The organism is Clostridium sp. CM027 (genome assembly GCF_024730565.1).
Taxonomy (GTDB): Bacteria; Bacillota; Clostridia; order Clostridiales; family Clostridiaceae; genus Clostridium_AD; species Clostridium_AD estertheticum_B.
Map to the genome: position 1 here is coordinate 3,001,833 of NZ_CP077725.1, position 17,492 is coordinate 3,019,324.

11 protein-coding genes, 1 pseudogene and 3 riboswitches are annotated in these 17,492 nt (G+C 32.7%); of the genes and pseudogenes, 8 read left to right on the forward strand and 4 right to left on the reverse strand.

Annotation, left to right across the window (positions count from 1 at the left end; genetic code table 11):
* Window positions 1-62: 62 nt before the first annotated feature.
* Together KTC92_RS14345 and KTC92_RS14350 are read right to left on the reverse strand one after the other, a co-directional pair.
* Window positions 63-617, reverse strand: coding sequence for a cell wall hydrolase (locus KTC92_RS14345; protein WP_216302383.1), 555 nt, complete (start codon window positions 615-617; stop codon window positions 63-65).
* Window positions 618-739: riboswitch (cyclic di-AMP (ydaO/yuaA leader) on the reverse strand.
* A 78-nt stretch (window positions 740-817) separates the two neighbouring features.
* Window positions 818-1,852, reverse strand: a complete 1,035-nt coding sequence (locus KTC92_RS14350; protein WP_216302384.1) for a hypothetical protein — start codon at window positions 1,850-1,852, stop codon at window positions 818-820.
* Between the two features lie 235 nt (window positions 1,853-2,087).
* Between KTC92_RS14350 and cdaA the strand changes: the two genes are divergently transcribed.
* The 7 genes from cdaA (at window position 2,088) to glmS (ending at window position 10,954) form a co-directional block, all read left to right on the forward strand.
* Window positions 2,088-2,936: a diadenylate cyclase CdaA gene (cdaA, locus tag KTC92_RS14355; RefSeq protein WP_165414282.1), complete on the forward strand. Its 849-nt coding sequence runs from the start codon at window positions 2,088-2,090 to the stop codon at window positions 2,934-2,936.
* The gene (locus tag KTC92_RS14360) at window positions 2,906-4,180 is read left to right on the forward strand and encodes a YbbR-like domain-containing protein (protein WP_216302385.1); all 1,275 of its coding nucleotides are present in this window, start codon (window positions 2,906-2,908) and stop codon (window positions 4,178-4,180) included. The genes cdaA and KTC92_RS14360 overlap by 31 nt, the downstream gene beginning before the upstream one ends.
* On the forward strand, window positions 4,161-5,759 hold the full coding sequence (locus tag KTC92_RS14365; protein ID WP_216302386.1) for an NAD(P)/FAD-dependent oxidoreductase: 1,599 nt from the start codon (window positions 4,161-4,163) through the stop codon (window positions 5,757-5,759). The genes KTC92_RS14360 and KTC92_RS14365 overlap by 20 nt, the downstream gene beginning before the upstream one ends.
* A gap of 358 nt (window positions 5,760-6,117) precedes the next feature.
* The gene (locus KTC92_RS14370; RefSeq protein ID WP_220286299.1) at window positions 6,118-6,504 is read left to right on the forward strand and encodes a DUF2089 domain-containing protein; all 387 of its coding nucleotides are present in this window, start codon (window positions 6,118-6,120) and stop codon (window positions 6,502-6,504) included.
* Window positions 6,504-6,917 carry a hypothetical protein gene (locus tag KTC92_RS14375; RefSeq protein ID WP_165414278.1) on the forward strand — a complete coding sequence of 138 codons (414 nt, stop codon included), beginning with the start codon at window positions 6,504-6,506 and terminating at the stop codon, window positions 6,915-6,917. Before KTC92_RS14370 ends, KTC92_RS14375 begins: the two co-directional genes overlap by 1 nt.
* Before the next feature lie 381 nt (window positions 6,918-7,298).
* The gene (glmM, locus tag KTC92_RS14380; RefSeq protein WP_220286300.1) at window positions 7,299-8,648 is read left to right on the forward strand and encodes a phosphoglucosamine mutase; all 1,350 of its coding nucleotides are present in this window, start codon (window positions 7,299-7,301) and stop codon (window positions 8,646-8,648) included.
* Window positions 8,649-9,127: 479 nt separating this feature from the next.
* On the forward strand, window positions 9,128-10,954 hold the full coding sequence (gene glmS, locus KTC92_RS14385; protein WP_220286301.1) for a glutamine--fructose-6-phosphate transaminase (isomerizing): 1,827 nt from the start codon (window positions 9,128-9,130) through the stop codon (window positions 10,952-10,954).
* A gap of 375 nt (window positions 10,955-11,329) precedes the next feature.
* Here glmS and KTC92_RS14390 read toward each other — a convergent pair.
* Window positions 11,330-12,151, reverse strand: a pseudogene (locus KTC92_RS14390) (sensor histidine kinase); the annotation flags it as partial.
* A 350-nt stretch (window positions 12,152-12,501) separates the two neighbouring features.
* Between KTC92_RS14390 and KTC92_RS14395 the strand changes: the two are divergent.
* Entirely contained in the window at window positions 12,502-13,848 is a 1,347-nt protein-coding gene (locus KTC92_RS14395) for a radical SAM protein (protein WP_220286303.1), read from the forward strand.
* Window positions 13,849-14,096: 248 nt separating this feature from the next.
* Here KTC92_RS14395 and KTC92_RS14400 read toward each other — a convergent pair whose 3' ends face one another.
* Window positions 14,097-16,553 carry a transglycosylase domain-containing protein gene (locus KTC92_RS14400; protein ID WP_220286304.1) on the reverse strand — a complete coding sequence of 819 codons (2,457 nt, stop codon included), beginning with the start codon at window positions 16,551-16,553 and terminating at the stop codon, window positions 14,097-14,099.
* Between the two features lie 543 nt (window positions 16,554-17,096).
* Window positions 17,097-17,215, forward strand: a riboswitch (SAM riboswitch).
* Window positions 17,216-17,308: 93 nt separating this feature from the next.
* A riboswitch (SAM riboswitch) is annotated at window positions 17,309-17,412 on the forward strand.
* The last annotated feature ends 80 nt before the right edge of the window (window positions 17,413-17,492 follow it).

Consider the following 17,492-nt stretch of genomic DNA (forward strand, 5'->3'; position numbering starts at 1 on the left):
AGCTGTAGCTAGAATTAACTAAAGTGAGCTACCTGGCTGTAGCTTATAACTACAGTTTTTTTTTATTTAACTACAAAGAAAACATGATTTCCTATAGTTTTTACATTTGTTTTTTTTATACCTATCATCCACTGAGAAGTAGATATTTCAGGGTTATAAAAGAAAACAGCATTATATGTAGGATCTTTACCTTTTAATGCATCTAATACAGCAGTGTAACAAGCAGAATCGGGAATAACATTCGCTTTGCCATTGTGAATTATTTTCCCATCTTTAACACAAGAAAAAGCGTTTTTTTGATTTATAACACCAGAAATAGATTTTGGGAAATGACCATCACGAGCACGATTTAGTATAACGGATGCTACTGCGAGTTTGCCGATATCAGGTTCACCACAACTCTCGGCGTATACAACTTGCGACATTAAATAAATGTCGTTATCAGTAATGTAAATTGAGCTATTTGACTGTTTAAATACTGCTACTGCTTCTAGTTTATCGTTATATAAATCTTTAATTTCTGAATCAAATGAGTATAAATTTTTACCATTTACTCTTAAACTAGGCAATACTAATAATAATGTTAGCATACAAGATAAAAAAGCAAATTTTTTCATAGTATCTCTCCTTTTGCCTACGGAGTTAGCTGACGGGTTCGGGAAAGGTTTAACCTACACAATAAGTGATTCACCCCAAATGCTTGGTTCCTCCGTATTTTTTACTTCGGCTAATAATAGTGTGACCAAGAGTACGAAAATAATACGCTGAATTTTTATATTATAACGAAAAACAATGAAGTTATAAAATATATGCGTATTTATTTATTATTCTTTAGCTGAGTATAGACTTTAATAAAATCATTATAAGAACGTTCCACTTGTGTAAATAGCACATTAGAAGAATTGTATAGAGCATCTAATGCGGCGGTGTCTACAGCCGTACTTAAAGTTTGAACTTTCTCACTTGTTAGCGCAAGTTTAAAATCCCTTAAATAGCTTTCCTGGTTATCTAATAAAAGTTTGAAGGATTCATAAGTAGTAATAGCCGCAGGAGGCACAGATAAACCTTTAAATGTAGTTTGCATTTCGCTTAATTTTGTAAAATCACTATCTACTAGCGACAAAAGGTCATCATAGGATATCTCTTTTTTTCTCGCTTTTATTACATTTGAGTAAAAATCAGTTTTAGCATCTAAAAAATCCACGGATAAGCTATCAGTTTTATTGATAAATTCCTGAGTTTGTTCCGATTTAATATCTGTTTCTTTTCTTATCATTACGGCGCTATAACTGTAATTAAGTACATTATCAATGAAGACTAAAGATGTTCTTGGCAGTGTTATTTCAATATTACGAATATCTACTAAGGAGTAAAAATTCATGCAATCATTTCTAAAGGTTTTAAGATCCTCCACGGATTTTTCTACATCTCGACCAGAAGGATTATTTAAAATTGCTAGTGTTTGTCTGTATATTAATAGGTTTTTGTCTAAGCCTGATTTTAAATTTTCATGATCTTTTTTATATTTCGCGGTAGGTTCTGAATTTGATAAATTATCGCGGAGCTTAGCTAAATCTTTAATAATACTAGGCAATTGTTCTTTGGCATAACCAACATCTATTGTTTGGCCACTATTAAACCGTCCTGTATTGTTATTAACCGTATTAATAATATTAATATTAGTTATTAAGGCAGTTTTATAGGAATCATATACCTTATTTATAGATTTGTAATAGATAGTTAAGGAAATACCTATGGAGATCATGATAATAGATAGAAAAAGTATGATTTTAAATGTTTTTCTTTTGTTATTAGTATCTATAATATCTACATTTTCTTTTTGCTCGTTCAAAAAAACTCACTCCCTTATTATTTGTCTTGTATTCATATATTAATTTAATACATATATTATTCTAGTTTAGTTACAGAATTATACTCTTAGAATGTAAAAGTGGTATATGTTGAATAAAATTACTTTGAAATGTGTGCTTAATTGTTATAATAAAATTAAATTATAATATATACTAATAAAGCAAATCATGGTGTATAATTGTAAATAGGAGTTTTAGTAGAGGGGTGTGGGCTTTATGGAAGTATTTAAATTAATGATAAGCACAATCAAAAATATAAGCATATTTTCAATTTTGGATATATTAGTGGTGGCGTTTATATTCTATAAAAGTTACATGCTAATGAAAGAAACAAGAGCTATACAGTTATTAAAAGGAATGATTTTTATTTTTGTGCTTATTCCGATAAGCCAATTGCTTAATTTAACAGTATTAAATTGGGTTTTAAATAAGACAATAACAATTGGTGTTTTGACTATTGTTATCATCTTTCAACCAGAAATAAGAAGGGCGTTAGAGCACATCGGAAGGACCGCTTTTGCTGATAAACACGTATTTGAAGATGAACAAATAATGGAGAAGGTTATAACTGAAATTGTCAATGCCGTTGAAATTTTATCAAAAAGTAAAACAGGGGCACTAATAGTAATAGAACAAAGGACAGGTATTGCAGAAATTATTAAAACAGGAACCGCATTGGATGCTGTAATATCTACAGCTTTACTAGAAAATATATTTGTAGTTAATACCCCCCTTCATGATGGGGCTACAATAATTAGAAATGATAGAATAATCGCGGCAGGATGTTTTCTGCCTTTAACAAATAATGATGTAATAAGTAAGAAACTAGGGACGCGGCATAGAGCGGCAATAGGAATAACAGAAACTTCAGATGCTCTAACAATAATAGTATCAGAAGAAACAGGAACTATATCTATAGCAATGAATGGAAGATTGCTAAGGAACTATGACAAGGATAAGCTTAAAAAAATACTTCTTCAAATAATAAAAAGAAGACAAACTAAAAAAATAACCTTAAAGGAGAGAGTAAAGGCATGGATAAAAACGGAAAACAAGAATTTATAATTAAAATTTGCTGCGTAATAGCTGCCTTTGCTTTATGGCTTTTTATATCAAGCACAGAAAATCCACTTACTGCTTATAAGCTTCAAAACATACCTGTACAGCTTTTAAATACAAATGTATTAACCCAGTCAAATCTCGTTTTAGTACCAGGGCAAGATTTAACAACATCCATAAATATCAAAGGGGCTAGTACTAGTATAATTTTGGGTAAGAAAGCAGAAGATTTCACATTAGTTGCAGATTTAAGTGCATATGCTCTTAAAACTGGAGAACAAATGATTCCTATTGAAATAAGAAAAAGCCCTAATAATATAACAGTGGTAAATAGTAATGGTCTTTTTATAAAGGTAAACTTAGATAAACGGATTGAATCTAATCTACCTATAAATGTAATTACAAGTGGAAAACCCAAAGAAGGCTTCTATGCATCTGAACCAGAAATATCCCAAAGTAATGCTAAAGTAGTAGGTGGGTCAAAGTTTGTAAATGTAGTGAAAAAAATATTAGTAGAAGTTAATATACAAGACGTGGAATCAAATATTGCAAAAACATACACGCTTAAACCAGTAGATGAAGAAGGTAAGGAAGTAAAAGGAGTGGTTGTAAACCCAGTTCAGATAGATGTTAAGATTCCTATAAGGAAGACTAAGTCTGTAGGAGTAACGGTGAAAACCATAGGAGTTTTGAATCCTAATTTTACGCTAAAGAGCATAAAAGTGCAACCAGAACGGTTTGATGTAACAGGAAGTGTAGATGCACTTAAACAAGTGGGAAATTTAAACACGGAAGCTATTGACCTAAGTAAAATAAACAAAAGTACTACGATGAATGTTAAAGTATTAATTCCAGGTGGATTAAGTTTAGTTAGTGGTACTGCTTTAGTAAAGGCTGAGATTAATTTAGATGAGGTAGTGAAAAAGAATATAGATGAGGTAGTGCAAAAAAAAATAAGTCAAGACATCAAATATATTAATTTAGATGAAAAATATCAAGTGAAACTCGAAAAAAATAATGACTCACTACTGGTTTCAGGTACGCAGGCAGTTATGGATTCTTTGGATTTGACAAAAATTAGCGCCGTAGTAGATTTAGCTAATTTAGTAGAAGGAGAACACTCTGTGAAAGTAGTGGCAAGTATGCCAGAAGGAGTAAATTTAATATCACAAGACCAAGATAAAATATTAGTAACTATTACGAAGAAACAAACGGAGGTAATGACAGGAAATGACAATAAGAGTGAATAACATAGTCCTAGATATAGACGATACTATAGATACTATAAAAACAAAGGCAGCAAAAATAATGAGAGTTGATGAGAACGAAATAAAAGATTTTAGAATAGCTAAAGAATCCATAGATGCTAGGAAAAAAAATAACATTAAATTTAATTATGCTGCTTGTATTAAAATGGATGATGAATTAAAAATTGTAGAGAGGGCAAATCATAAAGATGTTAAACTTGAAGAAGTTAAGTATAATGCTGAGTTTGAATTTGGAACGAGTGAGATGCAGCATAGACCTATAATCGTAGGAATGGGTCCAGCAGGTATGTTTGCTGGGCTTCTTATGGCGCAAAAGGGATACAAGCCTCTAATTATTGAAAGAGGAGAACAGGTAGAGCTTAGAACAAAAAGCATAAACAAATTTTGGACTAGGGCGGTGCTCAATACAGAATCAAATGTGCAATTTGGTGAAGGTGGAGCGGGAACCTTTTCAGATGGAAAGCTAACTACAAGAATAAAGGACACTAGATGTGACTACATATTAGAGGAATTTGTGAAAGCTGGTGCACCTGAGGAAATATTGTATATTGGCAAGCCTCACATAGGTACAGATGTGTTAAAAGAAGTTGTGAAAAATATAAGAGAAAGTATTATTAAACTAGGTGGAGAAGTAAGATTTAATAGTAAGCTTTCCGATATAAAAATTAAAGATAAAAAGGTGAAAAGCATAATAGTAAATGGGGAAGAGTTGCCTTGTGATAGCTTAATTTTAGCTCCAGGACATAGTTCCAGGGATACATATGAAATGTTATATAAAAAAGGCGTATTTATGTCTAGTAAGCCATTTGCAATGGGGGTTCGAATAGAGCATCCTCAGGATATGATCAATGAAAATCAATATGGAAAATATGCTAACCACCCAAGGTTAAAAGGTGCTGATTACAAGCTTACTTATACAAGTGGAAAATCTGGAAGAGCAGTATATAGTTTTTGTATGTGCCCAGGCGGACAAGTAGTCTCGGCAGCTTCAGAGCAGGGATGCCTTGCAATAAATGGTATGAGTGAATATAAGAGAGATAAGGCTAATGCAAACTCAGCTGTAGTGGTATCTGTAGGACCTAAAGACTTTGGAACAGACGACCCACTTGCTGGTATTGAGTTTCAGAGGCATTATGAAGCACTAGCTTATAAAATTGGAGGATCAAACTATAATGCACCCGTGCAATTAGTTGGAGATTTCCTTAAAGGAATAGACAGTAACAAAATAGGGAGTATAAAACCAAGCTATACACCGGGATATAAATTTGCTGATCTTACTGGGTGTTTGCCTAGTTATGTAACAGATGCTATAAAAGAGGCTTTACCTAAATTTGATTATAAAATAAAGGGTTTTGCAAGAGAAGACGCAGTTATGACTGGTATTGAAACAAGAACATCGGCGCCAGTAAGAATTGATAGAAATGAGGAATTACAAAGTATATCTCTAGAAGGATTATACCCAGCAGGAGAAGGAGCGGGATATGCGGGTGGAATAATTTCTGCGGCAGTTGATGGATTAAAAACAGCGGAAAGTATAATGAAGAAATGGAAACCTGAATAAGAGCTCATCCTTAGTAAGTGGCTTAGAGCGTGGTTTGTTTTCTAGCTTTATAAAATAATCTATATAGGCAGCTCCAAAAAAATTGACTAGCATACCAGCTAGTTATTTTTTTGTAACACCTGCCTTAAATCATCTCCTGGGTCGCTGAACAGCTATGAAGAAGATGAATTAACGACTTCAGAAGGAGATTTATACTCCCACTGAAGTTTTCTATTTGTTAGGGCATATAATTCCAACTTATAGAAGTAGGAGACTTTCATTCTGAAATATCGTTAAAAATACTGGAATAATTAATTTCTATGTTGAATATTTCAATTAATGATAATATAATGAATACAATGGAAGAAGGTGGTAAAACATGGCATGCAAAATATTAAGTAAATGTCCAGTTTGTAGCTCTAGATTAAAAGCAACTAGATTGAAATGTGATGGATGTAATACTGTGGTAGAAAACCAATTTGAATTATCTAGATTTGATTATTTAAATAGTGAACAGTTAAATTTTGTTGAAGTATTCTTAAAAGCTAGAGGAAACATTAAGGATATGGAAAAAGAGCTTGGCATAGAATATCAGGCAGTTACAGCAAAGCTAGATGAGGTTATTGAAGCACTTGGGTATACTTTTTTAAAGCAAAAACCAGCCACTGATAAAAAGGATGTATTAGATATGTTAGACAAAGGTGAAATTACTGCTGATGAAGCATTAATAATGCTAACAACATTTCAGAAAAAGGAGGGGAAATAATGAATGAAGAAATCTCAAGAATATTAAGAATGGTTGAAGAAGGTAAAATTAATTCAGAAGAAGCTATGCAGCTTATAGACGCTTTAAATGGAGAAAGTAAAGAATTTATTATTTTGGATAAAGTAGCAGCAAATAATAGCCACACTAAAGGCAGAACACATGCTAAAATGCTTAAAATAAGGATAAAATCTAAGGGAAATGACAATGCAAATATTAACATTCCACTGAAATTTGTAAGCGGTATGATAAAAACATTTGGAAGAATTCCAAACGTAAATGTAGATGGCATGGAAAATGTAGATATGGATGCAATGACTCAAAGTATATTAGATGCCATAGATAATGGAATGGATGGGAAAATTGTAGATATAAAAAGTGGAGATGGAGACGCAGTTGAGATTGTTATAGAATAAGTCAGCTTCTTAGAAGCTGTGAAGCTACCCAGGAGATGATTTAGCCCAACCCAAATAAGTGAGTTGGGCTATTTTTTTGATAAGTATATTGTAAAATACTGAGACTTTTTTTACAAATACTTATACCTGTAGTATAATATGATTAAGTTTTATTCATTTATGCAAAAAAAGCTTTGATATATATGTACATAAATAGTAAAATAAAACAATGAATTTTCCGCATAAATATAATTTAAGTTAGAAAGTAGTTTTCAGTGAATTAATATAAATAAAAAAAGGCCAATGAGGGTTTAAAAATAAAACACTAGCAAATTGATTAGTTGTTTTGTTTAGGATGACCTGTAATAAATCCATATAATATTGAGAAAGAGGTAGAAAAATATGAGTAGAATGTTCGGGACAGATGGAGTACGTGGTATAGCAAATACAGAATTAACAGTGGAGCTTGCATATAAGTTAGGAAGATCAGGAGCGTTTGTATTAACAAGCGGAGCTCATAAACCTAAAATTTTAGTAGGAATGGATACAAGAGTTTCGGGAGATATGTTAGAATCGGCCTTAGTTGCAGGGATTTTATCGGTAGGGGCAGAGGCAATATGTCTTGGAGTAGTTCCTACACCCGCTATAGCATATTTAACTAGAAAATATGGAGCAGATGCAGGGGTTGTTATTTCAGCTTCTCACAACCCGGTAGAATATAATGGAATAAAATTTTTTAACAACAATGGGTTCAAGCTGTCTGATGAATTAGAGGATACAATACAAGCAGTCATAGAAAGTGATTTTAAAGGAGTACCATCACCAATAGCAGGTGATTTAGGTAAGAAAACAGTTAATCACAGTGCTGTAGAGGATTATATAGAATTTGCTAAATCTACTATTTCAGGAGACTTAAAAGGACTTAAAATAGCATTAGATTGTGCTAATGGGGCTTCGCATATTACTTCAGTAAAAGCTACAAGAGATCTAGGAGCTGAGGTTTTAGTTATTAACAATGATCCAGATGGCATAAATATAAATAGAGACTGTGGATCTACTCATCCTGAGCATTTAATGGCTTTTGTTAAAGAAAATAATTGCGATTTAGGACTAGCGTTTGATGGTGATGCAGATAGATGTTTAGCTGTAGACGAGAAAGGAAATCTCATAAATGGAGATTTTATAATTGCTATTTGTGCTAAACACTTAAAGGATATTGGTAAATTAACTAAAAATACAGTAGTAGTAACAGTTATGAGTAATTTGGGCCTTGATATTGCGATGAAGGAAGAAAACATAACTACAGTTAAAACTAAAGTAGGAGATAGGTACGTACTTGAGAAAATGCAAGAAGAGGGTTATAGCCTAGGTGGAGAGCAATCAGGACATGTAATTTTCCTGGATTTTAATACTACAGGGGATGGACTTGTATCAGGACTTCAATTAGCCACTGTTATTAAAGAATCAGGAAAACCATTATCGGAGCTTGCAGCAATGATGACAGAACTTCCGCAAGTATTAGTTAACGCAACAGTACCTAATGATAAAAAGGACATACATGAAACTGATAGTGAAATAGTTGAAGAGATTAGAAAAATAGAAGAAAAATTAGATGGTTGTGGAAGAGTGCTTATAAGGCCTTCAGGTACAGAGCCTTTAGTGAGAGTAATGCTCGAGGGTAAAGTACAAAGTGAATTAGATGTAATGGCGCATGCTCTTGCGAAATTAATCCAGGAAAAAGCAAATAAGTAAGATAGTATAAAATTTCATGATTACTAAATAATATGGAAAATAACATGAATTATAGTAGAAAAAAGTAACTATTAAGTTAACTTATCATTAAAAGCATTGACGTTTAGGCTATAAAATGAATATAATAGACTGAAAGCTTATGTGAAAGGTTCATAAGCTTTCAGTTTACGTATTTGTGAATGTAAATATTATGGTAAAGGAGGATAGAGAGAATTAGATGATTTTAAAGCGCCAGGACTCATAATGAGCATTAGTAGTTATTATGCATTATGAGTTGACGAGGATGGGGAGTATCGAATCTTCGGCGGATGCCCCGCGGTAGCGCACTACCGTTAATGGTTGATAAAAGCGATTAGTGATTTTCGTTACAAGATCAATCTGGTGTTAAAACCTTTATAAATATTACGAATAGCACTAAAGGTAATAAAGCACTTTAGTGTTGATTTGTGTAAAATTTTAAATTTGAGAGGAAGATGAATATGTGCGGAATAGTTGGATATTTTGGAAAAAAACAGGCTTCACCAATCTTGGTAGAAGGTCTTAGTAAATTAGAATATAGAGGATACGATTCAGCAGGAATCGCAATTATAAATGATGGAGTTTTAAGCGTTACAAAGTGCAAAGGAAGACTTGCAAATTTAGAGGCTCAATTATTAGAAGAGCCGCTTATTGGACAAGTGGGTATAGGACACACTAGATGGGCCACTCATGGTAAACCATCAGATGAAAATTCTCACCCACATACTAATGAAAAAGGAACTATTAGTGTAGTTCACAATGGGATCATAGAAAATTATATACGTTTAAGAGAATGGTTAATGACAAAAGGATATAAATTTACATCTGAAACTGACACAGAAGTAATACCACATCTTATAGATTTCTACTTTGATGGAAATATTGTTGAAGCGGTAATGAAGGCTACTACTAAAATGGAAGGTAGCTATGCAATAGCAGTAATATCAAGTGATGAACCAGATAAATTAGTGGCAGTAAGAAAAGATAGTCCGTTAATAGTAGGTATTGGCAAAGATGAATTTTTTGTAGCTTCAGATATACCAGCAGTATTAAACCACACAAGAGAAGTATATTTATTGGAAGATAACGAATTTGTTGTAATTTCAAGTGATGGAATAAAGCTTATTAATGCTGAAAACGAAGTTATAGAGAAAGAAGTATTCCATGTAACTTGGGATGCAGAAGCCGCTGAAAAAGGTGGATATGAGCACTTTATGCTAAAAGAAATCCATGAACAACCAAAGGCAATCAGAGACACAATGACTTCAAGAGTAGTTCTAGGAGAGCCAATATCTCTAGATAAAATAACTATAACTAAAGAGCAAATTCAAAATTTAAATAAAATATATATAGTAGCATGTGGAACTGCATACCATGCAGGAGTTGTAGGTAAATATGTTATAGAAAAACTTGCAAGAATACCAGTAGAATTAGATATAGCTTCTGAGTTTAAATATAGAGACCCAATAATGGACGAAAATACATTGATGATAGTTATTAGTCAATCAGGAGAAACTGCAGACACTATGTCCGCTTTAAGGCTTGCAAAGTCAAAAGGTGCTAGAGTTATAGCAGTAACTAATGTAGTCGGTAGCGCAGCTTCAAGAGAAGCAGACGACGTACTATACACTTGGGCTGGACCAGAAATAGCAGTTGCATCTACTAAAGCTTATGTAACTCAGCTTATAGCGATGTATATAATAGCATTATTCTTTGCTCAGAATAACGAAACATTAAGCGTAGATGAATTAGAAGAAATTAAAGCAGCTATGCTAGAGCTTCCAGAAAAGGCAGAGCAGGTGCTTAAAAATAAGGAAACTGTTCAAAAATTCACAGCGAAAACTTATATGCATAGAGATATGTTCTTTATAGGCCGTGGACTTGACTATGCAGTTGCAATGGAAGGTTCATTAAAGCTTAAAGAGATATCATATATCCATTCAGATGCCTATGCGGCAGGAGAGTTAAAGCATGGTCCTATAGCGCTTATGGAAGAAGGAACTATAGTTATAGCACTAGCTACTCAAGAAGAATTATTTGATAAGATGGTAAGTAATATAAAAGAAGTAGCTACTAGAGGAGCAAAAGTATTTGCTTTTGCGCCAGAAGGACACACTGAAATTGAAAAATCAGTATACTCCGTAACTTATATACCAAAAGTAATGGATATATTAGCACCAGTAATTTCAGTAATTCCACTACAATTATTATCTTACTACATGGCAATTCAAAAGGGTTGCGATGTTGATAAGCCAAGAAATCTTGCAAAATCAGTAACGGTGGAATAAGAAAAAATAGATGATACACAAACATGTGTATGTTTTAAGAAAGTCTTAAACTGATTGCTGTTTAGCGACATTGCAGCTCCGCAGGAGATGATTTAACGTATAAATTTTTAAAAATAAAGCATGAAAAAATATATGATAAATATATTTTTATTCATGCTTTATTTTTATGAGCAAAAAAAGTATATATTTTATTACACTTGTTCTTCATTTAACGACATTTCAGAAGGAAAGCCTCCCACTTCTATAAGTGGGAGTACCTACTATAAGTAGGAGTTACTTGCCCTAACAAATAGAAAACTTCAGTTGGAGTATAAATCTCCTTCCGAAGTCGTCAATTCATCTTCTTTAAAGATGTTCAGCTCCGCAGGAGATGATCTAATTAAATGTAACTGTAACCTTAAATAAATCCCCATCCACAGTTATATTTAATTGTCCACCTTGGAGTTCTACAAAGCTTTTGGCTATGGCTAGTCCAAGTCCCGAACCTTCTGTGTTACGTGCTTTGTCTCCTCTTACGAATCTTTCCACTATGTCATTAACATTAAATTCAATTTCAATAGCTGTCATATTTTTCAATGTTATTTCAATTTTATCTTCTCTAGAAACAATATCAATGTAAACTCTAGAACCTTTCATAGAATACTTTGTTATATTGATTATAAGGTTTTCAAACACTCTAAACATACGCTGGCTATCCAAATGCAATATTACTTTTCCTTCTGGATACTTTGTTTTTACTACTAGTGATGCTGCTGATATTTTATCATCTAGTTCTAATAAGGTTTGTTTCATTAAGGCCACAACATCCACATCAACTAAATTTAAATTTATATTTCCACTTGTAGCCTTGCTCACTTCAAATAAATCCTCAATTAATTCCTGTAATCTTTGTGAGTTCCTATCTAATGTATCTAAATACTCCTTATGCTTTTCTGCTGAAAGATTTTCATCCTTTAATAAATCTGTATAAGTAATAATAGATGTTAAAGGAGTTTTTAAATCATGAGATACATTGGAAATAAGCTCTGTCTTCATTTTTTGACTCTTTACCTCTTCGATAACTGCCTTTTTAAAGCCCTTTTGTATACTTTCGATTTCTTTCTTAAAATCATTGAATACACCTAAATTTTCTTCAATAGTTACATCTAAATTGCCTTCCGCTATTTTACATGTAGCTTCAAAAAGCTTATTATATTTGTAGGTCATCTCATTATAAATTTTTCTTACCACCTCTCTCAATTTCATATCTTTATGACACTCTTAACTTTTAAAGATAATGTTGGGGTAATTCTAAAGATTTTCTAAAGACTTATCCCTATTCTAACTTTGAAAACAAGATTAATACATACTCGAGAAGTGACTCCAAATAAGAAGAGCAGAAATCCCACGTTTCAATCTCTTATGTGGAGTCACGCAGGAGAAAGTTATACGGGCGGGGAAAATAGAAAAAATAGTAAGTTAATTATGGTATGTAATGGTATAATTTATTAGGGTCGTCTCACTAGCGTAGAATATTATGCGATATCGCTTTATTTGAGGAGGATTATATGAAAATCAAATTAATTCAACCTGCAATGGTACAAAGACCTATGGATACAAAATTAAAAACAAGAATGTCTCCTTCGTTAGCTTTATTAACAATAGCAAATCTTACGCCAAAAGAGCATGAAGTTAATATTGAGAATGAAAATGTTGAAAAGATAGATTTCAATGAGCTGGTAGATTTGGTGGTTATAACTGTTACTGTAGATGTTATGAATAGAGCAGTAGAAATATCAAAGGAGTTCCAAAAGCGTGGTGTAACAGTAATTGCGGGGGGGATACACATAACATCAGATCCAGAGGGAACTGTTGATAGTTTTGACGCAATAAGTGTGGGAATGGCTGAGAGAGTTTGGGTAAAGATACTTAAGGATAAAGAAAACAATTCGCTTAAAAAGATATATTATGATATGGAAAATATTTCGGGAGAAGAAATAGTATCACCTAATTATGATATTATTGATAATAAAAAATATTTATATACTAATATAATTAGCACAAGCAGGGGATGCCCATTTCAATGTGATTTCTGCTATAATAGTTGCAAAAATGTCCTTAAAACCTATATTAATAGACCTATAGATGATGTAATTAAAGATATAAATAAATTAAAAACAAGACATATAATGTTTATTGATGATAATTTTGTTGGAAATCCAAAATGGACAAAAGAATTATTAAAGGAAATGAAACCTCTTAAATTAAAGTGGAATGCAGCAGTTACTTCTAATATAGTTGACATGCCTGAACTATTAGATGAAATGAAGGCGGCAGGCTGTCAAAGCCTTTTTATAGGTTTTGAAAGTATAAACAGTAAGTCATTAAAAAGTGTTCATAAAGTACAAAATAGTGTGAATAGATATGAGAAGCTTGTGGATGAAATTCATAAAAGAGGAATAATGATAAATGCTAGTTTTGTTTTCGGATTAGATGAAGATGATGCCTCAATATTTAAGAGTACATTAGAATGGGTAGTTAAAAATAAAATAGAAACGGTAACATCCCATATTCTTACCCCCTATCCTGGCACAAAGTTATACTTATCATTATTCGAGGAAAATAGAATAGTAGATTTTAATTTGTCTAATTATAATACTGCCCAAGTTGTATATAAACCCAGGAGTATGACAGCAGAAGAATTATATAATGGCTATCTATGGATATATAAAGAGGTGTACACGTTTAAAAACATAATGAAAAGACTGCCGAAATCCAAAAAACAATGGATTCCATTTTTAACATTTAATTTTTGTTATAGAAAATTTGGAAAACTAACTGAGATCTTGTGCAATATAGTTTCTTTTAAAAATATAGGAAGATTTTCTAGCTGGTTGGCTTATAGAACAAAGTAGGTGGCGGAAACTAATAAAATTTTGAGAAAAGAAGGCAAACTCATAATCTTCCAATACGATTGTTTAAGAAAGGATTTGTATATAGGATATCAACGGTATGCTTAAATATAGTGGTAAAAAAAGAGGGGAAGTATTTTTAAATACTTCCCCTCTTTTAAAATAAAATATAATTACTGATTAATGACACTTCAGAAGGAAAGTCATTAATAGTGCAGCAGCGTAGGTGATGATTTAACGTTCGCGCTGGTTTATTGTGCAGGGGGTGGGGTTGGGTCTGGGGCTGGGGTTGGGGCTGGAGCTGGGTCTGGAGCTGGGGTTGGGGCTGGTGGTTGTTCATTTGCGGCTGCGTCTGCAGCCGCTTTGTCTGCAGCTGCTTTGTCTGCAGCTGCTTTGTCTGCAGCTGCTTTTGCTGCGGCTTCATTTGCAGCTGCTGCGTCAGCAGCTACTTTGTCTGCTGCTGCTTTATCCGCAGCTGCTTTGTTTGCAGCATCATCGCTTGCTTTTTTTGCAGCATCATCGCTTGTCTTTTTTGCAGCATCATCGCTTGCTTTTTTTGCAGCATCATCATTTGCTTTTTTTACATCATCATCACTTGGTTTTTCTATGACTTTCTTTTCTGCTTTTATTTTACCATTTTCATTTAATTTGATATATAGAGTATTCATTAATACCCCATTTCTATCAACTACTGTATTAGGACGAGTAAAGTCTTTTTGTTCTAGACCTTGGTGTAGGTACTCCATATATTCTTTCCATATCTGACCTGGTTCTTGAGCTCCATACATGTTTTGTGGCGCTGGAATATCATCTCCTACCCATACAGAGGTTGTATAATAAGGTGTATATCCTACAAACCAAGCATCTTTTGATTGATCTGTAGTTCCTGTTTTACCTGCAGTAAAGGGATAGTTACTAAGGGCTAAATTTGCATGACTTTCTGTTTTTGTTAGTACACCCTTTAAAGTATCTGTCATAAGATAAGAGGCACCACTATCATACACTGTAGTTTGCTTATGTTTATTTTCAAATAATACTTCATTAACTATTGTATTTGTTATTTTACGTACATTAGTCGGACTTATAAATTCGCCGTTTCTTGCAAGGGTTGAATAACCTGAAGCCATTTCAACTGGCGTAACACCCTTTGTAAAACCACCTATAGCAATTATAGGGTAAATATCTTGAGGAGTTGTATATTTAAACTCCATGTTTTGTAAATATTTCAACGAATTCTTTACGCCCATTTCTCCCACTAATCTAACCGGGATAGTGTTTATAGATATCTCAACTGCATATCTTAAAGATACAGAACCTCTGTATTTAAAATCAACATTAGCGGGACCATTATCAAAGGCTTTGTCTTCATATTCACTAGCGGGAATGTAGCCTTTTTCAAATGCAGGGGTATATGCGATTAATGGCTTTATAGCGGAACCTGGCTGCCTTACACCTAAGAAGGCTCTGTTAAAGGTGTTACCATCTTGGCTTCTACCTCCAACTATAGCTACTACTTCTCCAGTATTATTATCTATAGTAACGCTTGCACCTTGCTTTTCATATAAATCTGTTTTGTTATTGGTGCTTGTATATTGAGCCAAATGACTATCTACTACACTTTGTAATTTTTCTTGTTTTGCAGTATCAATAGATGTATCTATTCTATATCCTCCACTAAGAAGTTGTTTTTCTTTAGACTCATATTCATCATTATACTTAGTGAAATAAGTGTTTCTATCATTATCATTACTAAAAGAATATTTAGAAACGAAACCATTTTGCTCCATTAACTTTAAGGTTGCATTGTGAACAGCATATTGAATATCATAGCTCATAGGTTCAGGTGCTGTACGAGGTTTAATATTTAATTTAATAACTTCTGCTTTTGCTGTATCAAAATCATTTTGTGAAATTTGTTCTAAGCTTAGCATTTTATCTAAGACTAAGTCTCTCCTCTTTATAACATTGTCCAGCTGAGTCACGGGGTTATAAACAGATGGATTATTAGGTATTGAAACAAGCATAGCTATTTGAGATAAATCTAAATCCTTATTATTCTTTTGAAAGTAAAATTGTGAAGCACTTTCAATACTATAGCATCCATTGCCGAAGTTTATATTATTTACATAAAACTCTAATATTTGATCTTTTGAATATCTTTCTTCTAATTTATTTGCTATAACAGACTCTTCCAATTTTCTCGACAAGGTTACGTCAAATGTAAGGAATACATTTCTTGCAAGTTGTTGCGTTATTGTTGAACCACCTTGTACGATAGCTCCCTTGGATTTTATATATACCCAGACAGCTCTCCTTATACCTTTATAATCTATACCACCATGTTTATAAAATCTTTGGTCTTCTATTGAAGTGACAGCTTTACCTACATAGGGATTTAAGTCTGCTTCTTTTGTGTAATAATATGTATTGGTCTTAAATTCTTTTAATAGTTTACCATTAGTATCAAAAAATTGTGTTGGTTTTCGGGTATTAAAGGAGGTTTCGTTTATGGTTTGTGCTATATTGTTAGCATCTTTTATAGTTGCCTCTATTTTAGGCCCATATTTAATATAACCATATCCTAAAGTTATCGTAGCCGATACGAAAATTATTGCAGAAAATATCAATAAACCTTTAACGATTTTTTTCCAAAGTTTCTTTTTAACCGGTGCTGTTTTTATGGGTTCTACATTTTTATTATCATCCATTAATATCTCCTCCTTTTTTTATTATACAAAAAATGTCCAGGGTTAGCCCTAAATGACCACGCTTCATACATACTGTAAAGGGGGGGCTTACTTGGTCGCCATAAGTATTTCCTGTTTTTAGTCCTATATTCAATTGTTATTACTGAATTCTAATACTAGGTCACATAAAAGAGACCTTATGGGTCTCTCTTATACTATTAAAAAAGTGCTTAGTTTATGTGTGTATAATACAATTATTTTACAATTTTGTCAATAACACCAAGTTATATGATGTGATTTCTATTGATGTTAATTATTTCTTATTGGCATTTCAAACATTAGCCATACAATGTATCCTCCTAGAACAATATAATTATTACAATATATTATAACATAAATAATGTAACATGAATATTTATGTTATATATAAAGTATGAACAAAATATATATTATGATGAAACATCATTAGACAGTTGTATGATGTTTGGAGAAGGTGTATATAAAAACTTCTTTACATAGCATTCATATAGTGATATTATAAATCTAATTTAATAAATAAGTTAATTCTCATCAAGAGAGATAGAGGGACTGGCCCGATGACATCTCGGCAACCATCAGACGTATTGTCTGAATAGGTGCTAAATCCTGCGTTAATTTCATTGTAAATTAGCGGAAGATGAGAGAGGTGTCTTTGTAATTTTATACCTCTTTCATCATTATATAATGATGAAAGAGGTTTTTGTTTTTTTGAATAGATGTAAATAAAATTTAATAGTGTCTTATCAAGAGAGGTGGAGGGACTGGCCCTATGAACCCCGACAACCAGTATCATATTATGATACATGGTGTTAATTCCTGCAGCATTGCTGCAAGATAAGAATAAGTTTGGAAGTAGTGCCCAAGTTTATTCTTGGGCTCTATTTTTTTAGAGTGATGTTTAAAGAAAGGATCAAAAGGTAA

Coding starts and splice junctions, on each gene's coding strand:
- KTC92_RS14395 (WP_220286303.1), top strand. CDS start 12,502: ATGAAAATCAAATTAATTCAACCTGCAATGGTACAAAGACCTATGGAT.
- KTC92_RS14345 (WP_216302383.1), bottom strand. CDS start 617: ATGAAAAAATTTGCTTTTTTATCTTGTATGCTAACATTATTATTAGTA.
- glmM (WP_220286300.1), top strand. CDS start 7,299: ATGAGTAGAATGTTCGGGACAGATGGAGTACGTGGTATAGCAAATACA.
- KTC92_RS14370 (WP_220286299.1), top strand. CDS start 6,118: ATGGCATGCAAAATATTAAGTAAATGTCCAGTTTGTAGCTCTAGATTA.
- KTC92_RS14400 (WP_220286304.1), bottom strand. CDS start 16,553: ATGGATGATAATAAAAATGTAGAACCCATAAAAACAGCACCGGTTAAA.
- cdaA (WP_165414282.1), top strand. CDS start 2,088: ATGGAAGTATTTAAATTAATGATAAGCACAATCAAAAATATAAGCATA.
- KTC92_RS14375 (WP_165414278.1), top strand. CDS start 6,504: ATGAATGAAGAAATCTCAAGAATATTAAGAATGGTTGAAGAAGGTAAA.
- KTC92_RS14365 (WP_216302386.1), top strand. CDS start 4,161: ATGACAATAAGAGTGAATAACATAGTCCTAGATATAGACGATACTATA.
- glmS (WP_220286301.1), top strand. CDS start 9,128: ATGTGCGGAATAGTTGGATATTTTGGAAAAAAACAGGCTTCACCAATC.
- KTC92_RS14360 (WP_216302385.1), top strand. CDS start 2,906: ATGGATAAAAACGGAAAACAAGAATTTATAATTAAAATTTGCTGCGTA.